The sequence below is a fragment of the Subdoligranulum variabile genome (assembly GCF_025152575.1).
GTDB classification, from domain to species: domain Bacteria; phylum Bacillota; class Clostridia; order Oscillospirales; family Ruminococcaceae; genus Gemmiger; species Gemmiger variabilis.
This window is the reverse complement of the sequence record NZ_CP102293.1, coordinates 1432945-1456378: the sequence shown is the minus strand read 5'-3', so window position 1 is coordinate 1456378 and position 23434 is coordinate 1432945. Positions and strand designations below refer to the sequence as shown.

The 23434-nt window shown below is 48.0% G+C and carries 18 protein-coding genes; 3 read left to right on the top strand and 15 right to left on the bottom strand.

Translation table 11 applies throughout. The features are described 5' to 3' along the window. Positions 1-20: 20 nt before the first annotated feature. From NQ490_RS06980 to NQ490_RS06960, 5 genes are all read right to left on the bottom strand, one after another. Positions 21-2135 carry an AIPR family protein gene (locus NQ490_RS06980; protein WP_007048500.1) on the bottom strand — a complete coding sequence of 705 codons (2115 nt, stop codon included), beginning with the start codon at positions 2133-2135 and terminating at the stop codon, positions 21-23. Beyond that, entirely contained in the window at positions 2110-3138 is a 1029-nt protein-coding gene (locus tag NQ490_RS06975; protein WP_007048501.1) for a PD-(D/E)XK motif protein, read from the bottom strand. The genes NQ490_RS06980 and NQ490_RS06975 overlap by 26 nt, the downstream gene beginning before the upstream one ends. Beyond that, entirely contained in the window at positions 3128-5953 is a 2826-nt protein-coding gene (locus tag NQ490_RS06970) for a Z1 domain-containing protein (protein ID WP_050764756.1), read from the bottom strand. The genes NQ490_RS06975 and NQ490_RS06970 overlap by 11 nt, the downstream gene beginning before the upstream one ends. After that, the gene (locus NQ490_RS06965) at positions 5943-7490 is read right to left on the bottom strand and encodes an ATP-binding protein (protein WP_084759182.1); all 1548 of its coding nucleotides are present in this window, start codon (positions 7488-7490) and stop codon (positions 5943-5945) included. The genes NQ490_RS06970 and NQ490_RS06965 overlap by 11 nt, the downstream gene beginning before the upstream one ends. Positions 7491-8022: 532 nt before the next feature. Beyond that, entirely contained in the window at positions 8023-9306 is a 1284-nt protein-coding gene (locus NQ490_RS06960) for an IS30 family transposase (RefSeq protein ID WP_187118487.1), read from the bottom strand. 745 nt (positions 9307-10051) lie between these two features. Between NQ490_RS06960 and NQ490_RS06955 the strand changes: the two genes are divergently transcribed. Then, positions 10052-10255, top strand: coding sequence for a ribbon-helix-helix domain-containing protein (locus NQ490_RS06955; RefSeq protein WP_147644591.1), 204 nt, complete (start codon positions 10052-10054; stop codon positions 10253-10255). 41 nt (positions 10256-10296) lie between these two features. On the opposite strand, the gene NQ490_RS06950 is transcribed toward NQ490_RS06955, so the two are convergent. Beyond that, complete coding sequence (locus tag NQ490_RS06950; protein ID WP_007048507.1) at positions 10297-11286, bottom strand: AraC family transcriptional regulator; 990 nt, start codon at positions 11284-11286, stop codon at positions 10297-10299. 137 nt (positions 11287-11423) lie between these two features. On the opposite strand from NQ490_RS06950, the gene NQ490_RS06945 reads away from it, so the two are divergent. Then, complete coding sequence (locus NQ490_RS06945; RefSeq protein ID WP_007048508.1) at positions 11424-12890, top strand: family 1 glycosylhydrolase; 1467 nt, start codon at positions 11424-11426, stop codon at positions 12888-12890. Positions 12891-12916: 26 nt separating this feature from the next. After that, a complete protein-coding gene (locus NQ490_RS06940; protein WP_007048509.1) occupies positions 12917-14266 on the top strand; it encodes a PTS transporter subunit EIIC in 1350 nt (449 codons plus the stop codon). A 61-nt stretch (positions 14267-14327) separates the two neighbouring features. Here NQ490_RS06940 and NQ490_RS06935 read toward each other — a convergent pair whose 3' ends face one another. The 9 genes from NQ490_RS06935 to NQ490_RS06895 form a co-directional block, all read right to left on the bottom strand. Then, positions 14328-15503: a tyrosine-type recombinase/integrase gene (locus NQ490_RS06935; RefSeq protein ID WP_007048510.1), complete on the bottom strand. Its 1176-nt coding sequence runs from the start codon at positions 15501-15503 to the stop codon at positions 14328-14330. Positions 15504-15724: 221 nt separating this feature from the next. Continuing rightward, the gene (locus NQ490_RS06930) at positions 15725-16882 is read right to left on the bottom strand and encodes a tyrosine-type recombinase/integrase (protein WP_007048511.1); all 1158 of its coding nucleotides are present in this window, start codon (positions 16880-16882) and stop codon (positions 15725-15727) included. A gap of 16 nt (positions 16883-16898) precedes the next feature. Then, entirely contained in the window at positions 16899-17957 is a 1059-nt protein-coding gene (locus NQ490_RS06925) for an AAA family ATPase (protein WP_040918744.1), read from the bottom strand. 595 nt (positions 17958-18552) lie between these two features. Next, on the bottom strand, positions 18553-19458 hold the full coding sequence (locus tag NQ490_RS06920; protein WP_007048513.1) for a HipA domain-containing protein: 906 nt from the start codon (positions 19456-19458) through the stop codon (positions 18553-18555). A 3-nt stretch (positions 19459-19461) separates the two neighbouring features. After that, positions 19462-19920: a helix-turn-helix transcriptional regulator gene (locus tag NQ490_RS06915; protein WP_007048514.1), complete on the bottom strand. Its 459-nt coding sequence runs from the start codon at positions 19918-19920 to the stop codon at positions 19462-19464. Positions 19921-20507: 587 nt separating this feature from the next. Continuing rightward, a complete protein-coding gene (locus NQ490_RS06910) occupies positions 20508-21683 on the bottom strand; it encodes an aspartate aminotransferase family protein (protein ID WP_007048515.1) in 1176 nt (391 codons plus the stop codon). A gap of 1 nt (position 21684) precedes the next feature. Beyond that, on the bottom strand, positions 21685-21954 hold the full coding sequence (locus tag NQ490_RS06905) for a TIGR04076 family protein (RefSeq protein WP_007048516.1): 270 nt from the start codon (positions 21952-21954) through the stop codon (positions 21685-21687). After that, on the bottom strand, positions 21941-22789 hold the full coding sequence (locus NQ490_RS06900; RefSeq protein ID WP_007048517.1) for a pyridoxamine kinase: 849 nt from the start codon (positions 22787-22789) through the stop codon (positions 21941-21943). The genes NQ490_RS06905 and NQ490_RS06900 overlap by 14 nt, the downstream gene beginning before the upstream one ends. After that, positions 22773-23303: an HD domain-containing protein gene (locus NQ490_RS06895; RefSeq protein ID WP_007048518.1), complete on the bottom strand. Its 531-nt coding sequence runs from the start codon at positions 23301-23303 to the stop codon at positions 22773-22775. Before NQ490_RS06895 ends, NQ490_RS06900 begins: the two co-directional genes overlap by 17 nt. Positions 23304-23434: the final 131 nt, after the last annotated feature.

Sequence of the window (23434 nt, the reverse complement as noted above, 5' to 3'; positions counted from 1 at the left end):
ATACTAATTCCTTCACGCGATTAGTCATCCAAAAACGCGCTGTTCTTCTCTACCAATTCTTTTATTTTGCTTTCGACGATAAATCCTTTTGCATATGCTGTATTCAGGATTTTAATTCCCTGCTTTGCTTGTTTAATAGATGGCATCTTGCTCCAGCCAACGTATCTGCCTAATGTTCCGGCAATGCCACATTGATAGCCACGCAGATTTGCAGTTTCCTTTCCCCACGATGCAATTGCAAACCAAATATCCGCGCTTACGCCGTGAATATCTTCAATAAGCACCTTTTCTGGATCATTCAAAGCATCGATACCAGCTGTATTATTTTGACCCACTGGAAGAAGTTCCGATACAAGCCCTTTTTCAATTGGTACGTGAATATCAGCCTTTATGGCATTCCAGCATTGTTCCTTTTTACACCACTGGGTGGTGTTAATTCCAGAACATGTTTCCGTCAGATAATTATACACTGCATTTGCAACTGCTGCAGCCATATTATCAAAGGCTTCCGTCGTTGTCTGTGTGCGCCAAATCTTTTTTAAATCAATTCTTTGAGCAGTCTTAAAACTGATATAGGCCACCGTGTAATCGGCAATATTTGCCCAAAAGCCCTGAAATCTTTGGGACTTAACTATTTGACGAACACGCCGATACAAAATTGCCTTTGCAATTAAATCTTGGTAGTAATTTTGATCCGGCACAAATTTCCCACGCCGTTTTAATCGGATAGTGAAGTCTCTGAAACTAGCCTGACCGCCTTTACTCGTTACATACGGCAATTGTTCCCAGACATTTTCATATCGCGCCAGCTCCAATTTATCGAAGTATTGTGCCTTTGGATAAATCGAATCAAAGTATTTAACATTTTTTTCTCTGGAACGAGTATCAGCATATTGGCCTCGTGCACGCTCATAAAACCATTTTGTTTGCTGCTCGCCGCCTGTTTTCGCTGGAGCCCATACTGTTCTGGAAAGACTTTCAATGGCCTGATGAAATTCATCATTGGCAGAAAAATCTGCAAGCTGCACTTTGTTTTGTGTATTCGCGCAAGCAGAAATCTGAGGAACAACTTGCTCCATTTGAGTTTGATCTGACAAGACCGTGATTTTTGCCTGTACAAAAATCTTCTCCAGCGGCCTCTTATCTTTTATACATGCGTTATAGATAGATGCTGTTGTTTGACCGCCGTTAACAATTTGAAAATCCTTTAACCCAGTAATAGTGCAGGTATTTCCATGCTCATTAGAAACGGTTATCTGTTCGGCTGTTGCAGAGATGCCGTTGTTATATGCCAAAAACATTTCAGGATTTTCCAAAATGGTAGATTTAATCCCTTTATTTACACCGCCCCTTGCCTGAAGGAATGCTCGTACATTTTTTTCCAGCAGCCGTGCATCATACTGCTCATAAATTTTATACAGAACATCACCAGGAAAGACCGTAAAATAAGAAGTATATCCGCCGCTTGTAATAACGTCCCCATTTTTTGTCGTTTTAGTTTCTTCAGGAACGGTGATTCGAATAGCATCTAACGTTTTGCCTGTTAGCTCCTGCAGGCTAAATTCTATTTTCTCGCGTGCGGCACCAGATGTACTCACCCGGTAGATACGTTCCAAATCCCAAATAGAAGGTATAAATGTTACGCCTTCAAGCTCTTCTGTTGCCAGCTGTGTGGAGCGAATAGTGCCGTTTGTCAGCAGAATGATTTTTACTTCTGTAATGCGATTTTTAGATTCATATATACTTCTGGCCAAATCAAAAGCCGCATAAGCCTCTTCGATATCGGTCTGATACTTTTTCAGAGACTTTAAGTAAAACTGCTTGGCTCTATTAATCATTGCAACCGCGTCTGAAGGAGGTACGGAATAGATCGAGGGATTGTTCTTGTAAATGGAGACAAACAAGGTTATATTACTTTCATCTTCTGAGATGCTGTATCCATTAACCTTAACGCCGCGGCCTTCATGGAAGCAAACATTACCATCCTCAATTTCTGCCGCTTCACAAAGGTAATCTATGTAAATTTGGGTAAAAATGTTTTCTCGAAAATCTTCTGTTTCGTCAAGGGCGGCCTTATTAATAATTTCCTGCTCTAGGTCAGTATAGAATTTACTGAGTTCCTCCGGCTTGGCCATATTCGTACTCCTTTATTGCGGCAATCATTCTGTCCCAGTCGACCTGAAACTCACTGCAGGTGCTTAAAGAAACTTCATACTTTATATTGCATACTCCGTGAGGTACGTCGCTGCGTATTATTCTGGGAAATCCAGACTTCACATAGTAATTCCTTTGTTCCTTCAAAATATATCCCTTAGTGTACAACTGGCTATGGGATGGGTCATATCCCAAACATAAAAGAGCCGCATAAAATCTTTTCTTTTGCTCATCCGCCAACTTGCAGGAGACCATGTCGACGAGCTGAGGCAATGTTATTCCGTTTTCATCATTTCGCTCAATTCTAAACGCGATAAGGAATAAGGCGTTGAAGTGCGAATCATCAAGCTGAATTTCGCTGGAAATCAAGACATTTTCCAACTGATTAGAAACGGAAGTTTTTACCTCTATTGCTATTTCATTCCCTTGAAAATCTTGTGCAGACTTTAAGGGGCCATTCCATAAATCTTCTGCAGTCATGATTTTTTCGTTTTGCAGTTCATGAATTAAATTTAATTCGCCCCACAGTCCTATTACCATCCGGTCTGACAGTTGCTGCCCTACAGCTTTTTCGAAAAAAATGCGCCACTTTTCGATCCGCTGCTTGAGAACCTCAACATAGTTATCAGCCGATGAGCAGTCGTGCATCTTTTGAAGGATATCTGAAGCCACTATTGTAAAGACATCATTTTGATCGCAAGAAGCTGCCTGAAGGACACATGCGTAAAAATTCTCGTGCTGAAGAATTGGCTCAGCAATAGCAACCGTAATACCTCTTAGCGAAGTGAATGGATTAAACCGTGAAATATCTTCCTTGGGAATGTCAAAAGCCATGAATCTGCAAGACGGAATACCGTTGACTCCCACATAGATTCGGCATGGCATATCAATGCATATCATGCGCTGCCGCTGTATTGTTTGACTGGAATTTTCTCTTTGCCCTTCGATTTCTTCCCAGATTTTCTCCAGTTTATCAGTCCTCATCAAAATCATTCCTTAGATAGACTTCATCAACCTTATATTCGACCGGCCGAGCTGTATTACTGTCAGGAAAACTAATAGCATATCCCAAATATGTATCGTTATATGGCATGCGCATGCCGTTTACTATATTGCCAGACTCAAAAACATAGATCAGGAGCAATCCTCTTTCTTTGCTTCTGCACTTTCGAACCCATACAGGAGATGGATCCGTCGGCGGAACTGACGAACGCTTATTGGGCTTCCAATTATCTCTTGTATGATTGATCGCATTTTGCCGCTCTTCTTCAGTTAGATCGACCTCTTGATCGGTTTCTGTAATGAGGTTATTCCGTATCAAGTAAATCGTGTTGTCCTCGAGCCCTGCGTGCTTAGATTGCAAGGATGAACCGGCAGCATCATCACTGCGCCAAGACAAGCCAATATCAACACCGCCGATAGGATATGTCTTACCAGATAGGGTTGAAACCAGAGCAACTGTCCAATTAACCAATTCACCGTCTTGAACTTGACTTTGAATATACTTGCTTACAATTTTGGGCGATGCACTAAAGCAGGAACTATGTATAGCTATATTCTGCAGGAAATCAATGATTCGTTCGTAGCCAACATTGGTCCATAAGTAGTTGTTCCTTGTTTTAGGAGAAGGGGTAATCGGAGTACCTAACTCCCTCAGCCACGTATCTGCAAATCTGATATTTTTAAAATTGCATGGATTATCTTTATAATACCGTGTGATTTGAACAAGCTTTCCCGCATATGTAACAGTTCGGCTTTCCGAATTACGCATCTTATTCATTGCGGTGATAAGCATACCATCCGGATGAGTTCTAACCTTCAGTCCATATGTTTCCGGGATCGCATGCAGTTCTGCCATATCATCAAGCTCCTGGCGGAGTTCCTCATTGGCAACCGCAATATGTCTATACCAGCCGATCAGCTGTTTGCTGGTATATAGTCTGCACAAATCAGCATAGCCATTTCTATAGCCAAACCAACGACCCATCTGGAGAAGGGTATCATACATTCTCGAAAGGCGAGCGTAATAGCTGACCATCAGTCCCTCAAGCGTCAATCCACGGGAAAGCTTATCTCCGCCTACAGCAATGACAGAACAACCGTTCGGATAAGAATCATAATCGAGTCCGCCATCAGCTGCTTTGCCGTTGATGGCTTTGACTTCAATTTTTGATGCACATGTAAACAGTCTTTCTTTGATTTCCTCCCATGCAACAGGGGCAATTCCGTTGTCGTCTAGTGTTTCCATGACAGCACGAGTTGTCGGTTCAAAATCGTTGTGCCATAAATATTCCAGATCGCTGATCAGCTTTTGATACTGCGGACCAGTTTGAAACTCCAATTCGGCAACAATATCCTGCATCGCATTTTTGAGCAATTCAGTTACCTTCATTTGTACGTCAACGTATCGTGTGACGTGAACCAGCATCGAATGATGCTTTCGCCCTTGTCCTCTAGCGTCACGAGCTGCAGAAGCAAGGATAAACGAATAGACTGCAGTGTACAACGAGTTCGGCAGACTAGTTACATTTAAGGAGCTTCTATGGTGATCCGGGAATGCTTCTACATAATCATCCGCATCTCTTGTAAGAGGCAGCGGTTTGATCTCTTTAATGTTTGCTGTCCGATCTTCATAAAGCCCAAACACTTTCTCAGGTCCGATATAATTGGATGGCGCATGCAAATTCACGATAAAGCTGCGCGGATATAAATCCTCTCCATAAGTGTCGGTTTCATTGCTTGGATCTGTTGGATAAATAAAAATATTAGCAAAAGGCGTTGCGGTATATCCCACATATGCACTTTGAGAAAAGCAATTTAAAATTTGCCTGATGAGTCCGTTAATTTTCGTTGGGTCACGCTCTGCTTCGTCTGGATCAACAGCTGTCCCGCCAATGCGCTTTGCCGCCTTCGTGTCAATTGATGCATTATCGGCTTCGTCATCAATCAGCAACAGAGGAATGTTAGCTATTTTGCCGGAATTATTAGCGCTTGTAAACCAGTTAAGAAGATTATTTAAAGGAGTGACGTTTTTCTTTACAACCGCGATAATAGGATCTCCGCCCGGCGTAATCGTAACCGTGCTGTGAACATTTTTCTTGAAATCACCATTTGTATCAGCACTTGTGACAGCGATAATCGGAGGTTCGGGAAAACCTGGCAGCAACCCCACGCCAATGCGAGAGGATGTCTGATTGTACGAATCCTTCTTACAAGTGTCCCTGCCGATTAAGCCTTTATCGATTCGCCTTTGTGTTTGGCTTCGAAGATCATTATTTAGTCCCGCCAACACAATAACGATTTTATATTTTGCATCGATAGCCTTTGTGATTAGTCCAATATAATTGCTGGTTTTGCCTGATTGAACATTGCCTACAACCATCCCGCGGCGATCCCAGCTGCCGGGACGTTTGGGGCTTTCCAGTCGTTTTAAAATTTCATCTGTCGTATCATCTATGCTTTTAACAACGGCAGGCGGCATTTTTTCACTGACTTCAAGGTATTTTTTGTATCGTCCCCAGAAAACCCATTGTATTTTTGATCGTTCTTCAGCGAGCCATTCTCTGTGGTCACGGTTATCCTCGAGAATTTTGGCAGACCCTTCAAAAATGCCAAAATCGCGTACAATTTGGCGTAAAAGCTCTTCTTCATCCAATTCCTCATCAGGGTAGTAATTTTGAAACATGTTATGCATTTTTTGAATTCCTGATCCCAATTGATCCGGCACAATTTTACCGGTTGTGAGCAATTTCATAACATTATCATATAACATTGAATATAGTTGACCATTACTCGCCATAGGGGATGCCCTCTCTTTCACAGAATAATGTTACCTTCTCTGGCTCATAGATATAGGGTTCGGTTCCCGCAATATTTTCAATCGCCTCTTGAATTGTGCACCCAGCCTTACGATATACGTCATACAAGGTCTTTATCATGGGATCATAATCATTGGTGCTTTTTCCTTCAAAAGGAGTCAGAATATTGTCCGCCCTTTCTGAGTAATCAGAAATAATCATGGGAACAGGTATAGTTTCCTCGATCAGGGTAAGCAGCTTTTTGATTTGATTTTTTTCATCTGCATTAATCATTTCTCGAATAATGGGATGATCGCGATTGATTGTATAGCCAAGTTTCCCGTTTCGGATATTTTGATGCCATACGAAGCATTGCTCTTTCCGCGCCCTTCTGGCCAGCTTTTTGCCTCTGTTGCGAAAGATTGTCGCTGATTCTCGTCGCGCTGCAATGGCAATTCTTTTTATATCATTTTGTATCGATATAGGCGGGACGGCTGTCGATTTTCTTACGTCGATATTCCATTCACTGTCGGTTTCGTTTCCGATATCAATGCGTATGCGGGCCAACCGGTATTGCTCTGCTTTTTCAAAACCATTTAAGAGCCAGCTGCCTTCAACGATCAGCCGATTATTTCTGAAAATATAAAAACCTTGTTGAGCATTCCAGCCGTGTGCACCTGCATAAAGAGAGAATTCGTTGGACGACAACTTTTTTTGATGCGGCAGAATGAATGTTTTGATTTTGACTTCGTTTCCATTTACATAGAGATACTCAGTAGGCATCCGGGTGGTCAATGGATTATCGGTCATAAAAGGATCCCACATCGAAATTTCGCGGCCATTCATTTCAAAGGCAACTTTATGAGGGCCAGACATGTATGATGAGAACACAACAGAAATGCGCTCTTTGACGGATTGAGCATAGTTAAGAAAGGCACGCTGATATTCCTCGTCTCCGACATGCTCTCCAGGAATTATTCGGTCAATTTTCTCCCATATGACGATAGTGCCGGATGGGCACTTGTCCAAATGTTTCTGTATTATAGTCGCTGCTGTTTCTGTGGGAACTTTGAGTAAGAGCCATGCGTTTTTTTGGGTTACCACATCCAAATCCCAACATCTGCAGCAGATTCTTCCGCCGTCTTTCTTAGAGGCAACGGTAAGGCGTTTGCATTGAGAAAGAGAAGCAGTTTTTAATCCCAATCCAAAACGTCCAAGATCATTTTCGGAACGTTCATCAAGAGGATTCTTGCTGCCGGGTTTCATTGCCTCAAATAATTCATCCTCGGTCATTCCATATCCGTTGTCGGATATAGATATCCAAGGGTTCCCATTGTTCCACTCAAATTGAACGGAAATCCTATTTGCCTGCGCTGTAATGCTGTTGTCAATTAAATCGGCAACAGCAGTTGCAATATCATAGCCAAAAGCACGCAAAGACTGCATGAGAGAAGCAGCGTTGGGTACAGCCAAATCGTACTCCTCCGAGCTGAGAGCAAAACTATTTGAAGATGGATTGTTCCACTGATGATTCGGCATATTGCGCCTCCAATAGTTAAAAGGCCGACTGCTTGAATAGTTCCTTTGCGCTTCTCATAGAATTCTTAACATCCTGCCCTTTTAAAGCTGTTATTTAGTTAAGTATATCAGATATATGGTATAATTTAAAGGTTATCAGCAGAAAACCAAAGGTCCTGAGTCACGGTATTTTGATAAGTGTTTCGATGACCGATTGGCTCACCTGTGTGGCTCACTAGTACGGATTCCATCAGATATCGCCAGTCGAAGTATTCAAAATCAGGCGGTCTAGGTACTGGACAAGAGAAACATTTTTCTCATAATTTCGTTGAATGAAATGGTGAAGGTAATATAAAGTATCGCCTCACCGGTCAAGCCACTGTTTTAGCCCCCTCCCAGACAGATCTGGCCTGGTAAATTCCCGTTTTGCGTCACAAATCATATATAAGGGGGCACAGCAAAGCTGGCGGAATGAACTTCGTCGTTGCAGAAGTGAACGTCACCCCACCTCAGCTGAGATATCGCGGGTCACTTCCTGCCTGGCTTTTGTTGGTTACCTCTTCAGTAACCGGGGTGTCAGATCGACCTCGTCTGCAGGGATTGCCCTGAGCCCCAGAACCGCTTTCAACTGCTGGAATTCAGAACTCTCTGCCAATTCAAATGGTGTTTTCCCATCAAGTTTGCTGCGGCGTGTACTGTTAATGTGGTTGAGCAAAAGAACAATATCCTGCTGCGTATACGGGTTAAAACTCTTGCCTCTTGGAAGAACATATCGGATATATTCGTGGTTCTTTTCAATATGAGGTTTCTGCCAGGATGCTTGCGGATCACAGTAAAAAACGCGGGTTCTCCGTTGTCCATCCACTGTGTATTCCATCTCACGGGTGTGCTTGAACTCACTGCCGTTGTCGGTCAGAATCACGGGAAACAAGGTTCGGAAGGTCTCCAAGCCAAGCGCGGATGTCAGCCAATCAAACTGCTCCACAACTGTCTGCGCCTTGCCGTCCCGCATCAGAAAGATCAACATGAAGCTCTGTTCTACAAAAAGCAGCGTCAGCATCCGTTTGCCCTGTTCCCGGCAACCTTTTACCGTATCCATTTCCACATACGTTGCGGTGGGATGCTTCTCCATATATGTAAAGAAGGCCTCGTATGTTCGTTCCTGGCGATATTTCTGGTTCAGCGCTCCTTCGGTCGGTTCCTTCTTTTTTCTGCGGGGGCGGTAGCTAACCTTGCGGCGCAGATCCAGATTGCCGACACTGAGTACCCCTTCATCAATGTAGTGGTATAACGTACGCTGGCTTACCGGGAGTTCTTCTGCGTGTTCTGCATAGATGTGGGCCAGCGGCTGACCTTTTCGGATCAGCGGCGTTACCAATGCATCCAGAGCAACCAGATCTGCACCGTGTATCTGCGGCTTGCTTCGTGCCTGTGCGTAGCGACGTTTGGCAACGGCGTCTGCCTGCTGCGCAATGTAGTAGATTCGGTCCAGTTTGCACTTTCTCCGTTGGGTACACACATTGCATACATACGGCGGTTTTTCCAGTTGCTTACACACACTATCCTGAAAGGTGCTGCACACCCTTTGGCAGTCTACTTCCAGGCAGGTATAGCATGTACGAAGGCAATCGGCTTTTCCGCACAACCCCTTCCGCCTGCATCCTGTGGCGTTGCGGCAAATTTTTCCGTAGGGATGTTCACCGGGTGTTTTTGTTCCATTTCTCCGGATCTCTTCCGATACATGGCGCCGACTTTTGTGGATCGTCTTTGCAATCTCCGTCAGATTCTTTCTGGCGTAGATTCCTGCCTCTATGGCAATTCTGTCCGATAATGTCATACGACTCATAGTTCCTGCTTTCCGCAGGAGAGTGACCTTTCTTTCATTATAGTCTATTTGCAGAAGTGAGCGTCACCTTTTTCCTCATTTTCTATCCCTAAAACGTTACCTTCACTTTTGCAATTTACCTTTCTCATAATTTTAGAATACAACCTTACCGGTCCAATAATAGGGATCTTTACTCGGAAAATATAAGCAGAGTTCATAGAACCTGCTTTTATCAATTCCTAAAAGTAAATTTATGGACGTCTGTGACCGTTGCACACCGCCGCCTTAGTTGGGAGATATTCTCACTTACCTTTTAGATGGGACATAGAGACAATCCGGATTTTCTCCAGAAAGAACTATTATAGCCATATCACCGGTACAGCAAATTGCTCAACTGTAAGGTTCTAACTTACAAGGGGACGCAATCTCGTAGTTACTTTGTAGAAGCGAGCTGGCCTATATTGCATATTTGTAATCTAGGTCTTTCTGCGTACCGCAGTGTGTATGCCGTACCGCCGGCAGCTCTCGTGCAGCAACCAATGCAGTAGGCTGAGCCGTCCACCAGATGCCGGTCGCGGGCCAGAAAGGCCTCACAGCTGGGGGTATCGCAGCAGTAGACCACCTTATCGACCTGCGATTCAATCCGCGCCGTTTGGGCCTGCTGGGCCGCTGTCCAGCAGCTTTGATAGCCGCGGAACGGCAGCACCAGGATTCCCCGGATTTGCGAATATTGCAGGCGCAGGAGGATAAATTTATTGTGCCGCAGTGCAAACCTGCGGTAGCAAAGTCCACGGTAGTATCGGTGTGGCTGCCCGACACCATGCTGGCGAAGCTGGAGGACGCAGCGTCTAAAACGGGCCGTTCCCGCAATGAGCTTGTGCAGATGTGCATCGACTATGCGCTGGCCCGGCTGGAAATCACTGAAGAAAAAAAACAGGCAGTTGCCCTCAAACGAGGGTAACTGCCTGTTTTAGAATGTGTAGAGCAAAGAAAGGAAGCCTTTCATGGGTTGCCATGTTGCTGGCGGTATTGCAGAGGGGTAGAACGATAGGCCGCTGCAAACTTTCGGTAGAAATAAGAGCAGTTGGTGCAGCCGACTTTGTCGATAATATCCAGAACGCTTTCGTCGGAGTTTACCAGCAGCAATGCAGCCTGTGTCAGCTGCTGCATCAGTTTCAGGTCCCGAAAAGTCTTGCCTGTGCGCTGTTTCAACAGATTTCCAAGATAATTGGAATTGTAACCAAAATACCGGGCGGTACTTTGCAATGTGCAAGTCTTGTAATTCTGTTCAATATACTTCAGAATCAGAAGTACGTTGCTTTTCTCTGGCAAGCGGAATTCATCGCTGTGGCACAGAGTGTTGATCAACTCAGTGAAAATAGCGGACACATAAATAGGAATCAGTTCCTGAGCACAGACGCTGGGGGAAAAATATTCGCACAGCAGAAACTGCACCAGCGGGTGGATTTTGCAGTTGTTTTGGGTATGAAAGATCAGGTGACGGTCATGGGCCCGATTCTGGGAGATCACGTCCAGCAAAAAGGAACTTACAATACCGTGGGAAGAAAGTCGGCTCAAAAACATTGTGTTGAAAAAGGCTTTGCGGAAAACAATGTTGATGACGATATCCTCTTTGTTTTTGTAGCTTACGGCACTGTGCCGCACGTTAGAGTCCAGGATACACAAATCTCCCTGCTGCATCACCACCGGCTGCCCGTTGATCACGAAGGTGCAGCTTCCGCGATAGATGTAATTCAGTTCCATATCTTTGTGGAAATGGGCGGGGATGGTGGTGTAACGGCTCTCCTTGACAATGGCAATGTTTTGGGAGAGCAGGGTGTTTTTGAAATCAAAGAAATAGACCTTTTCACCTTCATATTCCCGCAGCGGAATGTTTTGATAAGCGGGGCTCAGGACCCCGGGGTGTTCCAGGTGCCACAGCTCACTTTCGGTATCGGCAAGCAAAAAGGTTTCCAGCTGTTCCGGCGTCATAGACAGACCTCCGAACCTGTAAATATGATAATAAATTGGTGAAAAGATGACATTATCATCTGTTTGTTCCCATTCTATAATGAGGATAACGGATCCGTCAAGTACTATCGGCAAAGAAACACAAAGGAGGCCTATGCGTGAAACAGGGATTTGAGGAAGGTTTTCTGTGGGGCGGTGCAATCTCCTGCTCCCAGGCAGAAGGCGGCTTTCGGGACGGGGGCAAAGGAGTATCCACCCAGGATCTGCGGTATTTGGATCCCAGCTGGGATCGGGAACAGGTAGAGGCCAAACACCACGGCAGTCCCTTCTCTACACAGGAGTTTGAACAGGCACTGCAGGATATGGACACTACCTACTACCCCAACCGCCGCGGCATCGATTTTTACCATCACTACAAAGAGGACATCGCTCTGTTTGCTGAGATGGGTATGAAGATCTTCCGCACATCCATCTGTTGGAGCCGCATCTTTCCCAATGGCGACGATGCGCAGCCCAATGCTCAGGGAATCGCGTACTATCGCAGCATGTTCGAGGAATGCAAGAAGTACGGCATCAAGATTTTTGCCACTATGCTGCATTACGATATCCCGGTTCAGCTGGTGTTGAAGTACGGCGGCTGGAAAAGCCGAAAAACGATCGACTTTTATCTGCGGTATGCCAAGGTTCTGTTTGAGGAATACGGGGACTTGGTGGATTTCTGGCTGCCCTTCAACGAGTTCAATGCAGGACGCTTTGCGCCGTGGGACGGAGTCTGTCTGATCCCCGATCAGGAGGAAAACCTCAATCAGGCGGTTTTCCAATGCCTGCATCACCAGTTTCTGGCCAGCGCGCGGGCTGTTGCCCTGTGCCACCAGATGCTGCCAGGGGCAAAAATTGGTGGTATGATCGCCCGGTTCACCACCTACCCGGCCACCTGCAAGCCGCAGGATGCTCTGCAGGCTCTGCAGGATGATCAGTATGCCAACTGGTTCTATACCGACATTATGGCACGGGGACGCTATCCCGCCTACATGGACCGGTACTTTGACCGCTTCCACATCTGCATTGAAAAAGAACCAGGTGATGACGAGATTCTGCGCAACGGCACGGTGGATTTTCTGTCTTTTTCCTACTATTTCTCCCAGGTGTCCACCAGCGACCAGGGCTGGGAGAAAACTGCCGGCAACCTGATCATGGCCAACAAGAACCCCTATCTGGAAACCAGCGAATGGGGCTGGCAGATGGATCCCATCGGGCTGCGGGTCACGCTGAACCAGATGTACGACCGATACGGCCTGCCTCTGTTTGTGGCAGAAAATGGCCTGGGGACCACCGATATTTTGCAGCAGGATGGCACGGTACACGACGCCTACAGAATCGACTACCTGCGCTCTCACATCGAGCAGATGAAGCAAGCAGTCATTGACGGCGTGGAATTGATTGGCTACACCATGTGGGGAATCATTGATGTGGTGTCCTGTGGACCGCTGACCATGGATAAACGGTATGGCGTGATCTATGTGGATCTGGACAACGGCGGAAAAGGCAGCGGAAAGCGGTACCGCAAAGACAGCTTCTACTGGTATAAAAAATGCATTGCCTCCAATGGAGAAGATCTTGAATAATTCTGTCATGTAAGGAGGATTCAGAAATGGATAACCGCAAAGTTGCACAACAGGTGATCGAACACCTGGGTGGAAAAGAAAACATCACCAACGCGCTGCATTGTGTCACGAGGCTGCGCTTTAATGTAAAAGAGGATGCCAAGGTAAATGGGGCGGCCATTGAAGCCATTGACGGCGTCATGGGGATGCAGATCAAGAATGGCCAGTATCAGATCATCATCGGTCCCATGGTGGCGGATGTGTTTCTGGAAGTGGAGGACCTGCTGGGACACAGCGGTTCCGAAGCGCCCAAGACCCGGATGGGCAATGTGTTGGATATCATTACAGGCATCTTCTCTGCCATTCTGCCCGCACTGGTAGCAGGCGGTATGCTCAAGGGCATTCTGGCTATGCTGGAGGCCATGGGGATGTCCTCCGGCGGAGGAACCTGGACAGTATTCAGCGTCATCTCTGATGTTCCGTTCTATTTTCTGCCATTCCTGCTGGCTGTGTCCGCCGCAAGAAAATTCAAGGTCAACGAGTATCTGGGACTTTGCGTAGCGGGCGCACTAATGTATCCCACCTTTGTGGATGCGGTTGGTGCGGCGGAAAACCCCTTCTCTTTCTTGGGAATCACCATTCCGGTATTCAGCTACGCAAGTTCGGTATTTCCGGTAGTGCTGGGTGTTGGCCTGCTGGCCATTGTATACCACTTTGTGGATCGCTTTATTCCCGATGTTCTCAAAATGGTCGTTGTGCCCATGGTATCTCTTGTGGTAACCATTCCCGTCACCTACCTGGTGCTGGCCCCTCTGGGCAACTACGGTGGTCTGGCGCTGGCAAACGGCATCGTCTGGCTTTTCTCTTCACTGGGACCGGTAGCCGGCTTCCTGCTGGGCTTCTTTATGCCGCTCATTGTGCTGTGTGGTATGCACCAATCTACTTCTCCAATTCAGATCTCCAATATTGCCACCTTGGGGTATGATTATCTTCTGCCCGTTTCTTTCTGCCACAATATGGCAGAATCCGGTGCCGCCATGGGCGCTGCACTGCGAATGAAAGATTCCAAAATGCGTGCTGCTGCTATGAGTACCAGTTTTTCGGCATTTCTCGGTATTTCCGAGCCGGCACTGTTCACGGTGCAGGTGGTGAATCGAACCCCGTTGATCGCAGCCATGATCGGCAACGGTGTGGGCGGTGCCTTGACTGTGATCCTGGGGGTGAAGTGCTTCGGCTTTGTGATGCCCGGTATTACGTCGTTGCCTGTATATGCAGGTAGTGATGGTACTCTGACAAATCTTCTGTTGATGGTAGTTTGCATCCTGGTCAGCTGGGCTGTCAGCTGTGTGGTCAGTTTTGTGCTGGGTGGGCATATCGCCAGAAAGAACAAATCCTGAATAAAACAATGTGCCCCAAGCAGAGCAAAATGTTGCTCCGCTTGGGGCATTTTATGTATTTTCATAGCCTCATCACCTTTCCCAGCTTCTCCTGTGCCTCTCGCTTGGTTTTATCAAAGGCGTGGGCATAGATATCCAGTGTGGTACTGGGCTGGGAGTGACCAAGCAGTCCTGCAACGGTGCGGACATCCACGCCCTGGGCAATGAGCAGGCTGGCGTTGGTATGGCGCAGGCTGTGGACAGATAAGTTTTGAGGCAACCCGTTTTCCTTGAGAATTTTCTTGAAACGGAAGGTAAAGGTCGTGGGGACCATGGGATCGCCGCTCGGCTGCCGGAAGAGGTAATCTTCCTCCGTCAGGGTCTGCCCTTCTGCCTGTTCCATCTGCCAAGCACATTCCTGCTTCCACGCTTTCAACAGCTTGCACATCTCTTTGCTGATGTACACCCTCCGGTTGCCGCTTGCGGTTTTCGGCTCCTTGGTAAAGATCTTTTGTCCGCTGAGTTTGACCACCGTCCGCTGCACATGGATGGTCCGGTGCCTCCAGTCAATATCAGACCAGCGTAATCCGCAGGCTTCGCCGCGGCGCATCCCTGTGGCCAGTACCAGTTTGAAGTACACTTCATATTTCATGCTTTGTGTTTCCAGAGCGGCGATCATCTTCTGCACCGTTTCCTCGTCGGCCACCGGGCGCTCTTTGCGCACGCCTTTGGGTTTGTACACCCGCCAGGCCGGGTTATGGGTCAGGTAGCCTTCATCCACGGCACCGGACAAGATGCTGCACAGTGTGTTGTGCAGTCCCTCCACGGACCGTTCCGATAGCGGCTGTCCATCCGTCAGTTTAGGCTCGGAGCGCATGGCCTCGTAGAAGGCACGGATGGTTTCCTTGCGCAGGTCGGTCAGTTTGTAATGCCCCAGCGCAGGCAGGATGCGCCGGATATCCTGCTGGTCACGGGAATAGGTGCTGGCTGCCAGTTTGTCTGGGGCGATATCCCGCAGCCAGTGTTCGGTATACGCTGCCAGTGTCATGGCATGGTTCACAGGCTGCGGGTCGTGCCGCACTTCCCGCTCGAACAGAACTGCCTGTTCGTTCAGCCATTTTTTACACTGGCTGGGCGTGAGATCTTTCGGTGGGTGTACCGTTTTCTGTGCGGCTTTCAGCCGATTCCCTTCGTAATCGTAGCCGCGGGATACTACGATGAGATAACTGTTTTGCCCTCGTTTTCGGATGCTTGCCATTTTGACCACTCCTTTGTGTGTATTGACACAAAGGATACCAACCTCTGCGATACAAAGCTATCACCAAACCCAACGAAGAACGGCCACGATACTTGTGCAAACCGGGCAAAACACCAAAAGTTTGCAAACATAACTAATAGTGAGGATTCTCCCGAAAGGGAAAATCCTCACTGTGGGTGTGCCGGACAAACAAAAACCCCGGGCGCATTGCCCGGGGAATGTTAGTCTTGCAAAGTGTCGTAGTATTCTTCCTCTGCCGGTGCCAGCAGAGAATCAAACAACCCGGCAGCCTCCTCTTTGCAGATATCCTGCGGATGGCAGTAGGTTCGTTCCAGAAAGGCGGTATCTGCGTGTCCCAGCAGGTCGGCTGCTACCTGCTTGCTGGTTCCGTGTTCCAGCAGATAGGTGGCAAAGAAATGCCGCATGGTGTGCAGGTGGTATTCCTCGGGAAAACCGTTCTGGTCATACAGATGCCGCAGGTGACGGCTGAAGCTGTCAGGATGAATCGGCTTCCCCTTACGCTGGAAAATCAACCCGTTCCAGTCAGCCCCGTTGTTTTCCAGGGCCTGCTCAGTGAACAGCTCTCCCAGATCGTCGAAGACGATCTGCGGCATGACCACGATGCGGGTGCGGTGGTTCTTGGTGTCACTTTCCAGCACGCCCTGCCCTACCACCGTGCTGCGGGAATGTTGGATCTTCACCTGATTCCCGCCGTGCAGATCACACCACCGAAGGGCACACAGCTCACCGCGGCGCAGACCGGTGGAGAGGGCCATCAGATAGAATACACGATAGAGCAGCGGCTCCTGCAGAAGGCACTGCAGGAGCTTTCGCATCTCCCACTGCTGGGGAATGCGCTGCTGGGGCTTTTCCACCCGATGGGCAGGATTATAGAGCAGGATGTCATTTTTCGCTGCGTCCTGCAGCACGGCGGAAACGGCATCCAGATATTTATGTACGGTGTTTTCGCTCAGAGGCTTGCCGCCCCGCCCCGGCCGCTTGCGCAGTTCTTCTGCAAATCCCTCCAGGACCATGGGCCGGATCTTGCAGAGCGGCAAACCGCCAATGAAGGGGTATGCCAGCTCCAGCATTTTTCGGTAACCGGCCAGCGTACTGGCTTTGTATCGCTTGGCTGCCCTGTCCAGCCAATGCTCCGCGTAGGCCTCGAACTTGGTGTTTTCACTTTCGTCGATGCCGGTGCGGAATCGTTTTTCCAGGCGCTCAGCCTCCGCATAGACATACTGCCTGATACTGCGTTTTGGAATCTCCTTGGGGACATCAATGGTGCGCGCCTGCATCCGTTTTTTCCCCGTTGTGGTGTAGCCATTACAAACTGTAATTTTATACTTTCTTTCTCCGCGTTGTTGAATATAGGCCATGTCTGTTCCTCCTTTATTAAGATGCCTGTGACGTCAGTGACGGTGATGACGGTTGTGACGGCACATCCCGTGCCTGGCCCCCACTGTCACAACCGTCATTGCCGTCACCCGTGTCACTTTCTGTCAGGCAAAGAGACAGAAACCGTTTGTGGTTGCTGCGCTTTGTGTCCAGCAAAATTCCCTGCGCCGCCAAGGCGTCCTTGTGGCTTTGAAGATACCGGGAAAGCTGGGCCGGTCCCCACAAGGCGCTCTGTTGCCCCAGCTTTTCCACCAACTCTGTAGCGGACCCGAGAAATCCCCCGGCGGCAAGTAACTGCCGGATGGACGGCAAAAGATACATCAGCTGCAGCTCATCCGGCGAGCAGCTGCGGCTCCAGCAGCAGTCGGAAAATTCAAGCGTCAGTTCCACATCTTCGATATCCCGCCCGGTAGCCGTCAGCAGAGCCGTTCCCTCCTGGCGCTTTTGTCGGATGAGAATAATGGTACCGTCAGCCGCTCCGGTCAGGCCATTGGTGCCGGACAGCCGATTGAAAGGGTCCTCATCCGGCATTTTACGCAGATGGTGAATGACCAGCAGACAGACGTTGCAGCGGTCGGCCAGTTCTTTCAGTGCAGCAGCATCCTGATAATCGTTGCCGTAGGATGCGTTGGCACCGGCAACCATCCGTACCTTTTGCAGCGTGTCAATAATGACCAGCCGGATGCCCGGGTGCTCGGCCAGCATCCGGTCCAGCTGCTGCTCCAGCCCCTGCCCGATCATGGGTGCATGGCCGCAAAGGTGCAGACCGGCGGGCGCTTCCTCGGTCAGGCGTAAAGCGCGGGCGTGCAGCCGCCGCGGCCCGTCCTCCAATGCCAGATAGAGTACCTCACTTTTCCGGGTACGGAACCCGAGAAAGGATTCCCCCCGGCAGACCGCCAAGCAGAGCTGCAGCGCCAGCCAGCTTTTTCCCACTTTGGGCGAGCCGCCCAGAAAGTACAAGCCGGGCGCCAGCAGTCCTTCCGCCAGCCAGGAGATGGGTTCCATAGGGTGGGCGTAGAGTTCCTGGAGGGTATAGGTTTTGAGTTCGTTTGACATAGACATTTCCTTTCTTGAAAAACAAAAAAAGCACCCGGTGCCCTCGACATTTCTGTCAAAGGCACCGGGTGCTTTGTAGGTATGATAGAGTAAAAAAGGGTACACTTTCCCCCTGTGTCTTTTGAAAAGTTATAAAAAATACAGCGCAACGCGCTTTTATAAAACTGCTCGCAAAGGCAAGCTGATACAAAATAAAAGAAAAGTGTCAGTCCTGTTTGCCGCTCGCCCCCGGACTGTAGGAACACGACCGGCAGGGCGCCACCGCCCGTTCACTTGCACCGTTGGAGGTCTAAAGATTGCAACCTGAAACGTGCAGCCCCATCTGACGTGTGGGGAAACCTGCGTATCATTATGTCCCCGGAAAGGTCCTGGCGGAAAAATCCCGGTGGCTGATGAGATTTCCCTTGGATCGTTGTGGAATCGCTCCGGCCATAGCGGCCATCCTGGCGCCAACATCTCTCGCTCTCTTTCCTTGGAACGTACCGATCGTGCTGAATATTCAATTTTCAAGGTGCCGAAAGTACTTTTTACTATACACGCCAAATGTGAAATTTTCTGCGTTGGCTTTACGCAAAATTTTGGCTTTTTCTATGAATCAACGACTCTGCTCCCGAAGGCGTTCCCGTTTGCGAAGTTTTTGGAGAGAAAAATCCAGGATTCGTTCTTTTCTCGCACGGAGCATGGTTCTGTAGAAATTCCTTTGCAGCTCCGATAGGAACGGGGGCGTTTCAATCAGACCATAAATTTGGTTCATATTGATTCTGGGAACGATTCGCTTCAGGGCTTTGTTGCAGTCCGGATTTTTCAGGGAGGAAATGAACTTGAAATATTGGATTTTCTGGCCGTTTTCTTTGATACCCGAAAGAGGTCTTTCAAAGATTCGTAATTCCAACTCTGCAGGATCTTCCAATGTTCTTTTCATGATCTCTTCGTCTGCTTGCGGAAACAGACAGCTTCCACAGTCGTAAACCGGCGCAAGCGATATTTCGTCGGTTCTGCTGTCGTACAGAAATCCCCAGTTACCATTATGTCTGTCCCAGTTGCCAATGAGGGCATCGACAATAAACATATCCCAGAACCGGTCCTTGAGTTGTTGGGGGTCCATTGCGCGCTGTTCTTCTAAGGTCTTGATAATATCGCTGAGCTCTGTGCCGTAACCGTTGTGGACAGAGTCGATAATCGTATTTTTCAGGGAGGCAAAATCCTGCAATACAAGGCCGCCCGAGGTAAAGTCCTTACAGGCAACGACAATTTTTTCTTTTCCGTTTTTGGTATACGTTCCCAGTAATGTTTCCTGTACGGGAATACCGACGATTGCAAAAATATGGGAACCAAGATATTCTGAGATACACCCATTGGCATAGCTCATGTTTTTATTGATGGAAGGTGCAGCAGGAAACTTTAACATATACAGTTCGTTGTTGTATAGCACGGAAATCTTGCTGCCATTTGCACCTGCATACGTCTTGTTCCGTACAGGAAGGTTTGTAAAATCAATCACAGGTCAATCGCCTCGTTTCATCCTTAAATACTTTTCACGCAGATACCAAGCCTGTTCAGAAGAGATTTCCTGTTCCACCTCCGCCGAATTGATATCTGCATTCAGTTCGCTCCAATTCAGATCCCAATGGTAATCCTTCTTTCCATTGTCCACAAGTTTCCAGGAAGCGATCATATTTTCCAAGGAAGATTGAAGATAGGCAGGCAAACCGCGTTCAAGGTAGTTCTTACGTTTCGGCAAACCGCTTTCTCTGTCATAGCCTTGCACCGCATCCAAAGACAGGATGAATTCCATGGTGCACCCCAATGCCTTTGCAAGCTGCTGCACGGTCCGGGCAGAACATTTCTGCAAGGAACTCTTACCGGAGCAAATATCTATAATGGTTGTTTTGGGAACACCACTGATTTTTGACAAGCGATATTTGGTAATGTTTTTGCTATCCAGATAGCCTTGCAGATCCATACGATTTTCCTCCTTCTATCATCCAGTATATCGGTACACCGACCGTCAGTCAACTGATTTGCAAAAATAAAGGTTTATAACGCTGCCTTTGCCGTTACAGTAGTAAATGTTATCCGTAAGGACTCAGCCTGGGAGGACTGCAAGGTACGATTGCTGTGGCGATGTGTTTGGAAACAGAAGACAGGGGTTTGGGGAGAGCCCCCAAAATTTGCGTTTGGATATCCAAACGCTATGCTAGCAAAACCGTCTGCCAGCAGGTTGGGGGCCTTTGGGCCCCTTTTCCTTCCCAGTCGGTGGTAAAACCGGCTGGGAGAGTGAATCATGCTATGATTCACTTTTCCGGAAAGAGGTGCTCCCGTATGAATCTTAATAAGATTCATACATATCTGTTTTAAGAAAAAAGTGAATCTTATTAAGATTCACTGCTCCTTTTTTCGAAAAGCATGGAAGAGAAGGGCGTAAACTTTAATTCTGACAACGCGGCTCTATATGAGCACCATGTGTTTGCGTATGTAATTACAGCACCGAATGATATTACGTCACATTACAAAACCCAAAGCATCCTTCTCCACGAAAAAGGACAGCAATCAGAAAAGCGAATAGAGCGCCTGAATCAAGATGTTTACGTGTTCTTCCTCCAAAATAAGAGGAGGGAGGAGACGAATTACATTCGTGCCGGATGGAATTACTAAGATTCCTTCTTTTTGTAATGCTTCGATATAGGGTTTGGCAGGGACAGACAGTTCGATGCCTTTCATCAAGCCCAGACCGCGAATTTCTTTGATGATGCTTTTCTTTTCTGCAAGTTCCTTCAGCGCCTGATCCAAATAGGCGGCTAAATTTGTCACGTGCGAAAGAATCCCGTATTGTTTGTACAGAGTAAAGACGGCTACAACGGCAGCGGTTGCCAGCGGGTTTGAACCGTAGGTGGTTCCGTGATCACCAGGGCCAAGAACTCCTGTTGCAGGTCCGCGTGTTCCAATTGCACCCACCGGAACACCACACCCCAGAGCCTTTGCCGAAACAACAATGTCAGGAAGAACGCTGTAATTTTGATAGGCAAACATTTTCCCGCTGCGTCCCATTCCGCATTGAATTTCATCGGAAATCATCAGGATTTCATGCTCATCACACAGTTTCCGAATGCCTTGTATAAAGGTATCCGTGGCAGGATAGATGCCCCCCTCACCCTGTACGGTTTCCAGGCAGATCGCGCAGGTGTTTTCCGTGATCAGTGCACGGACACTATCCAGATTGTTAAACTCTGCAAATCGAATATGGGGAATCATCGGACCAAAAGGTGTCTGATAGGCTTCCTTGCCCGTAAGAGAAAGAGCACCCATTGAGCGCCCGTGAAAGGACTTTTTCATGGCGATAATTTCGCCGCAATTGGTATGGTGCCGATCGTAAAAGTATTTTTTGGCGATTTTGATGGCACCCTCGATCGCTTCCGTACCCGAGTTTGTAAAGAATACCTGCTCCATGCCGGCAGCCTGATTGAACAGTTTGGCCGCTTCAATTGCCGGAACATTGTAAAACAGATTGGAGGTGTGCAGCAGTTTTTCAATCTGTTCATGCAGCATACGGGTATATTGCGGGTCGTGATATCCTAATCCACATACGCCGATACCGGAACCAAAATCAAGATACTTTTTCCCTTCGGTATCGTACAGGTACATACCATCTCCGTGGTCAAGTACAATGGGATAACGGTTGTACACCGAAACAAATTGTTGTTTGGCTTCTTGGATATAGGGGTTCATATTACTCCGTACCCTCCTCGACCTGGATTTTGAACACATTGATCACATCTACATCCGGGCAGCAGAAGCGGATGGAACCATCGGGCTGGCTGGGAAGCTTGCCGCCATACCGCAGGATGTCCACGTAGGGAAATGCTACATGCATAGCCATAGGGCAAAGCTCTCCTCGCTGGGTATCAAAATCAAAGGAATCTCCGATACGATGACCCCGGTGACAGCCCTGAGTTCCTTTTTGGTCCACCAATGTGATGGTGATTTTAGGCTTTTTCATCGCAGAATACCTCCAAGAATTGTTCCACTGGAATCCCTTTATACTTATCGCTGTTATGCAGATTGGCACGGATCATCTGTTCCAGCACCTGCATAGCATGGTGTACACTGGCGGTTAGATTTCCAGTTTTCAGATACTGCCCCACCATCATTGCCATGAACAGATCCCCCGTGCCGGGAAAACGCACAGGAATTTCTTCATAGGCAAGCGCCTGCCACGGTGTCTGCGGCGAATCCTGTACCACGGTGACCATCTGTCCCGCCAAATCGGTGCTGGTGATCACCACCGCCTTGGCCCCCAGCGTGTGCAGCTGACGTAGAATTTCCGTGATTTCTTCTTCGGTATACCTGCCTTTGGGGGCGGCTCCTGTCAAGAAACAGGCCTCCGTAATATTGGGAACGATCACATCTGCCACGGAACAAAGTTTCTGGCTGTACGATACGGCGGCACCAGCCACCCCGTTGTAGAGTTTTCCGTCATCGCCCAGAATAGGGTCCACAAAAATCTGTGTGCCCGCTTCTTTCTGGGCTTTACAATAGGTATAGAGCAGGCTGGCCTGTGCTTCCGAAACCAGAAAGCCGGTGCAGATGGCGTCAAAGCGAAACCCTAGCTTTGCCCATACGGCCAGCGTATCCTGCATATAGTCGGTGGTGTCCAGAATGCGAAAGTGACCATAGTCCAGCGTGTTGGAAACCAATGCAGTAGGAAGATTGCAGGTGTCATACCGCAGATGGGAAAAAACCGGGATCATGGCCGAAAGAGCCACTTTTCCGTAACCGGCCAAATCGTTGATGAGCAAGACCCGTTTGGTGCTTTTGTCAGTCTGTTCCGGCATTCGGTTCCTCCTTCTTCACAGGGTAGGAAAGTCGGCAAAGCTCTTTGCCGGTTTTTGTGCGGAAAATCCGTGCATAGGCACTTTGTATTGCTTCAAGGGGGAGTGAATCTTCATAAAAATTGACTAGAAAATCCGCTTCCACTAAAATTTGGTAGTCCAGCCCGTCGATTCCGGTATAGGTGTGGTGGTGGCCAACCAAATAGCAGATACGGTCAATATCTGCACCTTCAAGACCGAGTTTCTCCAACAGTACGCGTGCATGAGAAGGACCTTCCTGTTCCTGCAGCTTTCCGTCACTGGCCCCGTATTTTTCTTCCGCAGGACGGATTCCGATGTCGTGTACCAGAGCGGCACATTCTGCCACAAACTGCGTGTGTTCGTCCAGCTGTTCCCCCTGCCCGATCATCCTGGTAAAATCATGTACTTTCAGAAGATGCTGCATCCGGGCGGGGTCCATTCGATTAAAACGCAGCATTTCCCATGCCAGATAATCCAGTATTTTTGCTTCCATCATCGTTTCCCTCCTGACTTCTGGTGTGTTTTACACAAAAGGCGCAGCAGCCGCCCTTCTCAAAACAAACATGTATTATTCAGAGCATACGATAAAACAAGGGAAGCTTATGTTGCGCTTGCAACATTGAACCA

What these genes read in the sequence shown, in the direction of transcription:
- NQ490_RS06980 (WP_007048500.1), bottom strand. Translation starts at nt 2,135, where the DNA reads ATGGCCAAGCCGGAGGAACTCAGTAAATTCTATACTGACCTAGAGCAG.
- NQ490_RS06975 (WP_007048501.1), bottom strand. Translation starts at nt 3,138, where the DNA reads ATGAGGACTGATAAACTGGAGAAAATCTGGGAAGAAATCGAAGGGCAA.
- NQ490_RS06970 (WP_050764756.1), bottom strand. Translation starts at nt 5,953, where the DNA reads ATGGCGAGTAATGGTCAACTATATTCAATGTTATATGATAATGTTATG.
- NQ490_RS06965 (WP_084759182.1), bottom strand. Translation starts at nt 7,490, where the DNA reads ATGCCGAATCATCAGTGGAACAATCCATCTTCAAATAGTTTTGCTCTC.
- NQ490_RS06960 (WP_187118487.1), bottom strand. Translation starts at nt 9,306, where the DNA reads ATGACATTATCGGACAGAATTGCCATAGAGGCAGGAATCTACGCCAGA.
- NQ490_RS06950 (WP_007048507.1), bottom strand. Translation starts at nt 11,286, where the DNA reads ATGACGCCGGAACAGCTGGAAACCTTTTTGCTTGCCGATACCGAAAGT.
- NQ490_RS06940 (WP_007048509.1), top strand. Translation starts at nt 12,917, where the DNA reads ATGGATAACCGCAAAGTTGCACAACAGGTGATCGAACACCTGGGTGGA.
- NQ490_RS06935 (WP_007048510.1), bottom strand. Translation starts at nt 15,503, where the DNA reads ATGGCAAGCATCCGAAAACGAGGGCAAAACAGTTATCTCATCGTAGTA.
- NQ490_RS06930 (WP_007048511.1), bottom strand. Translation starts at nt 16,882, where the DNA reads ATGGCCTATATTCAACAACGCGGAGAAAGAAAGTATAAAATTACAGTT.
- NQ490_RS06925 (WP_040918744.1), bottom strand. Translation starts at nt 17,957, where the DNA reads ATGTCAAACGAACTCAAAACCTATACCCTCCAGGAACTCTACGCCCAC.
- NQ490_RS06915 (WP_007048514.1), bottom strand. Translation starts at nt 19,920, where the DNA reads ATGGATCTGCAAGGCTATCTGGATAGCAAAAACATTACCAAATATCGC.
- NQ490_RS06910 (WP_007048515.1), bottom strand. Translation starts at nt 21,683, where the DNA reads ATGAACCCCTATATCCAAGAAGCCAAACAACAATTTGTTTCGGTGTAC.
- NQ490_RS06905 (WP_007048516.1), bottom strand. Translation starts at nt 21,954, where the DNA reads ATGAAAAAGCCTAAAATCACCATCACATTGGTGGACCAAAAAGGAACT.
- NQ490_RS06900 (WP_007048517.1), bottom strand. Translation starts at nt 22,789, where the DNA reads ATGCCGGAACAGACTGACAAAAGCACCAAACGGGTCTTGCTCATCAAC.
- NQ490_RS06895 (WP_007048518.1), bottom strand. Translation starts at nt 23,303, where the DNA reads ATGATGGAAGCAAAAATACTGGATTATCTGGCATGGGAAATGCTGCGT.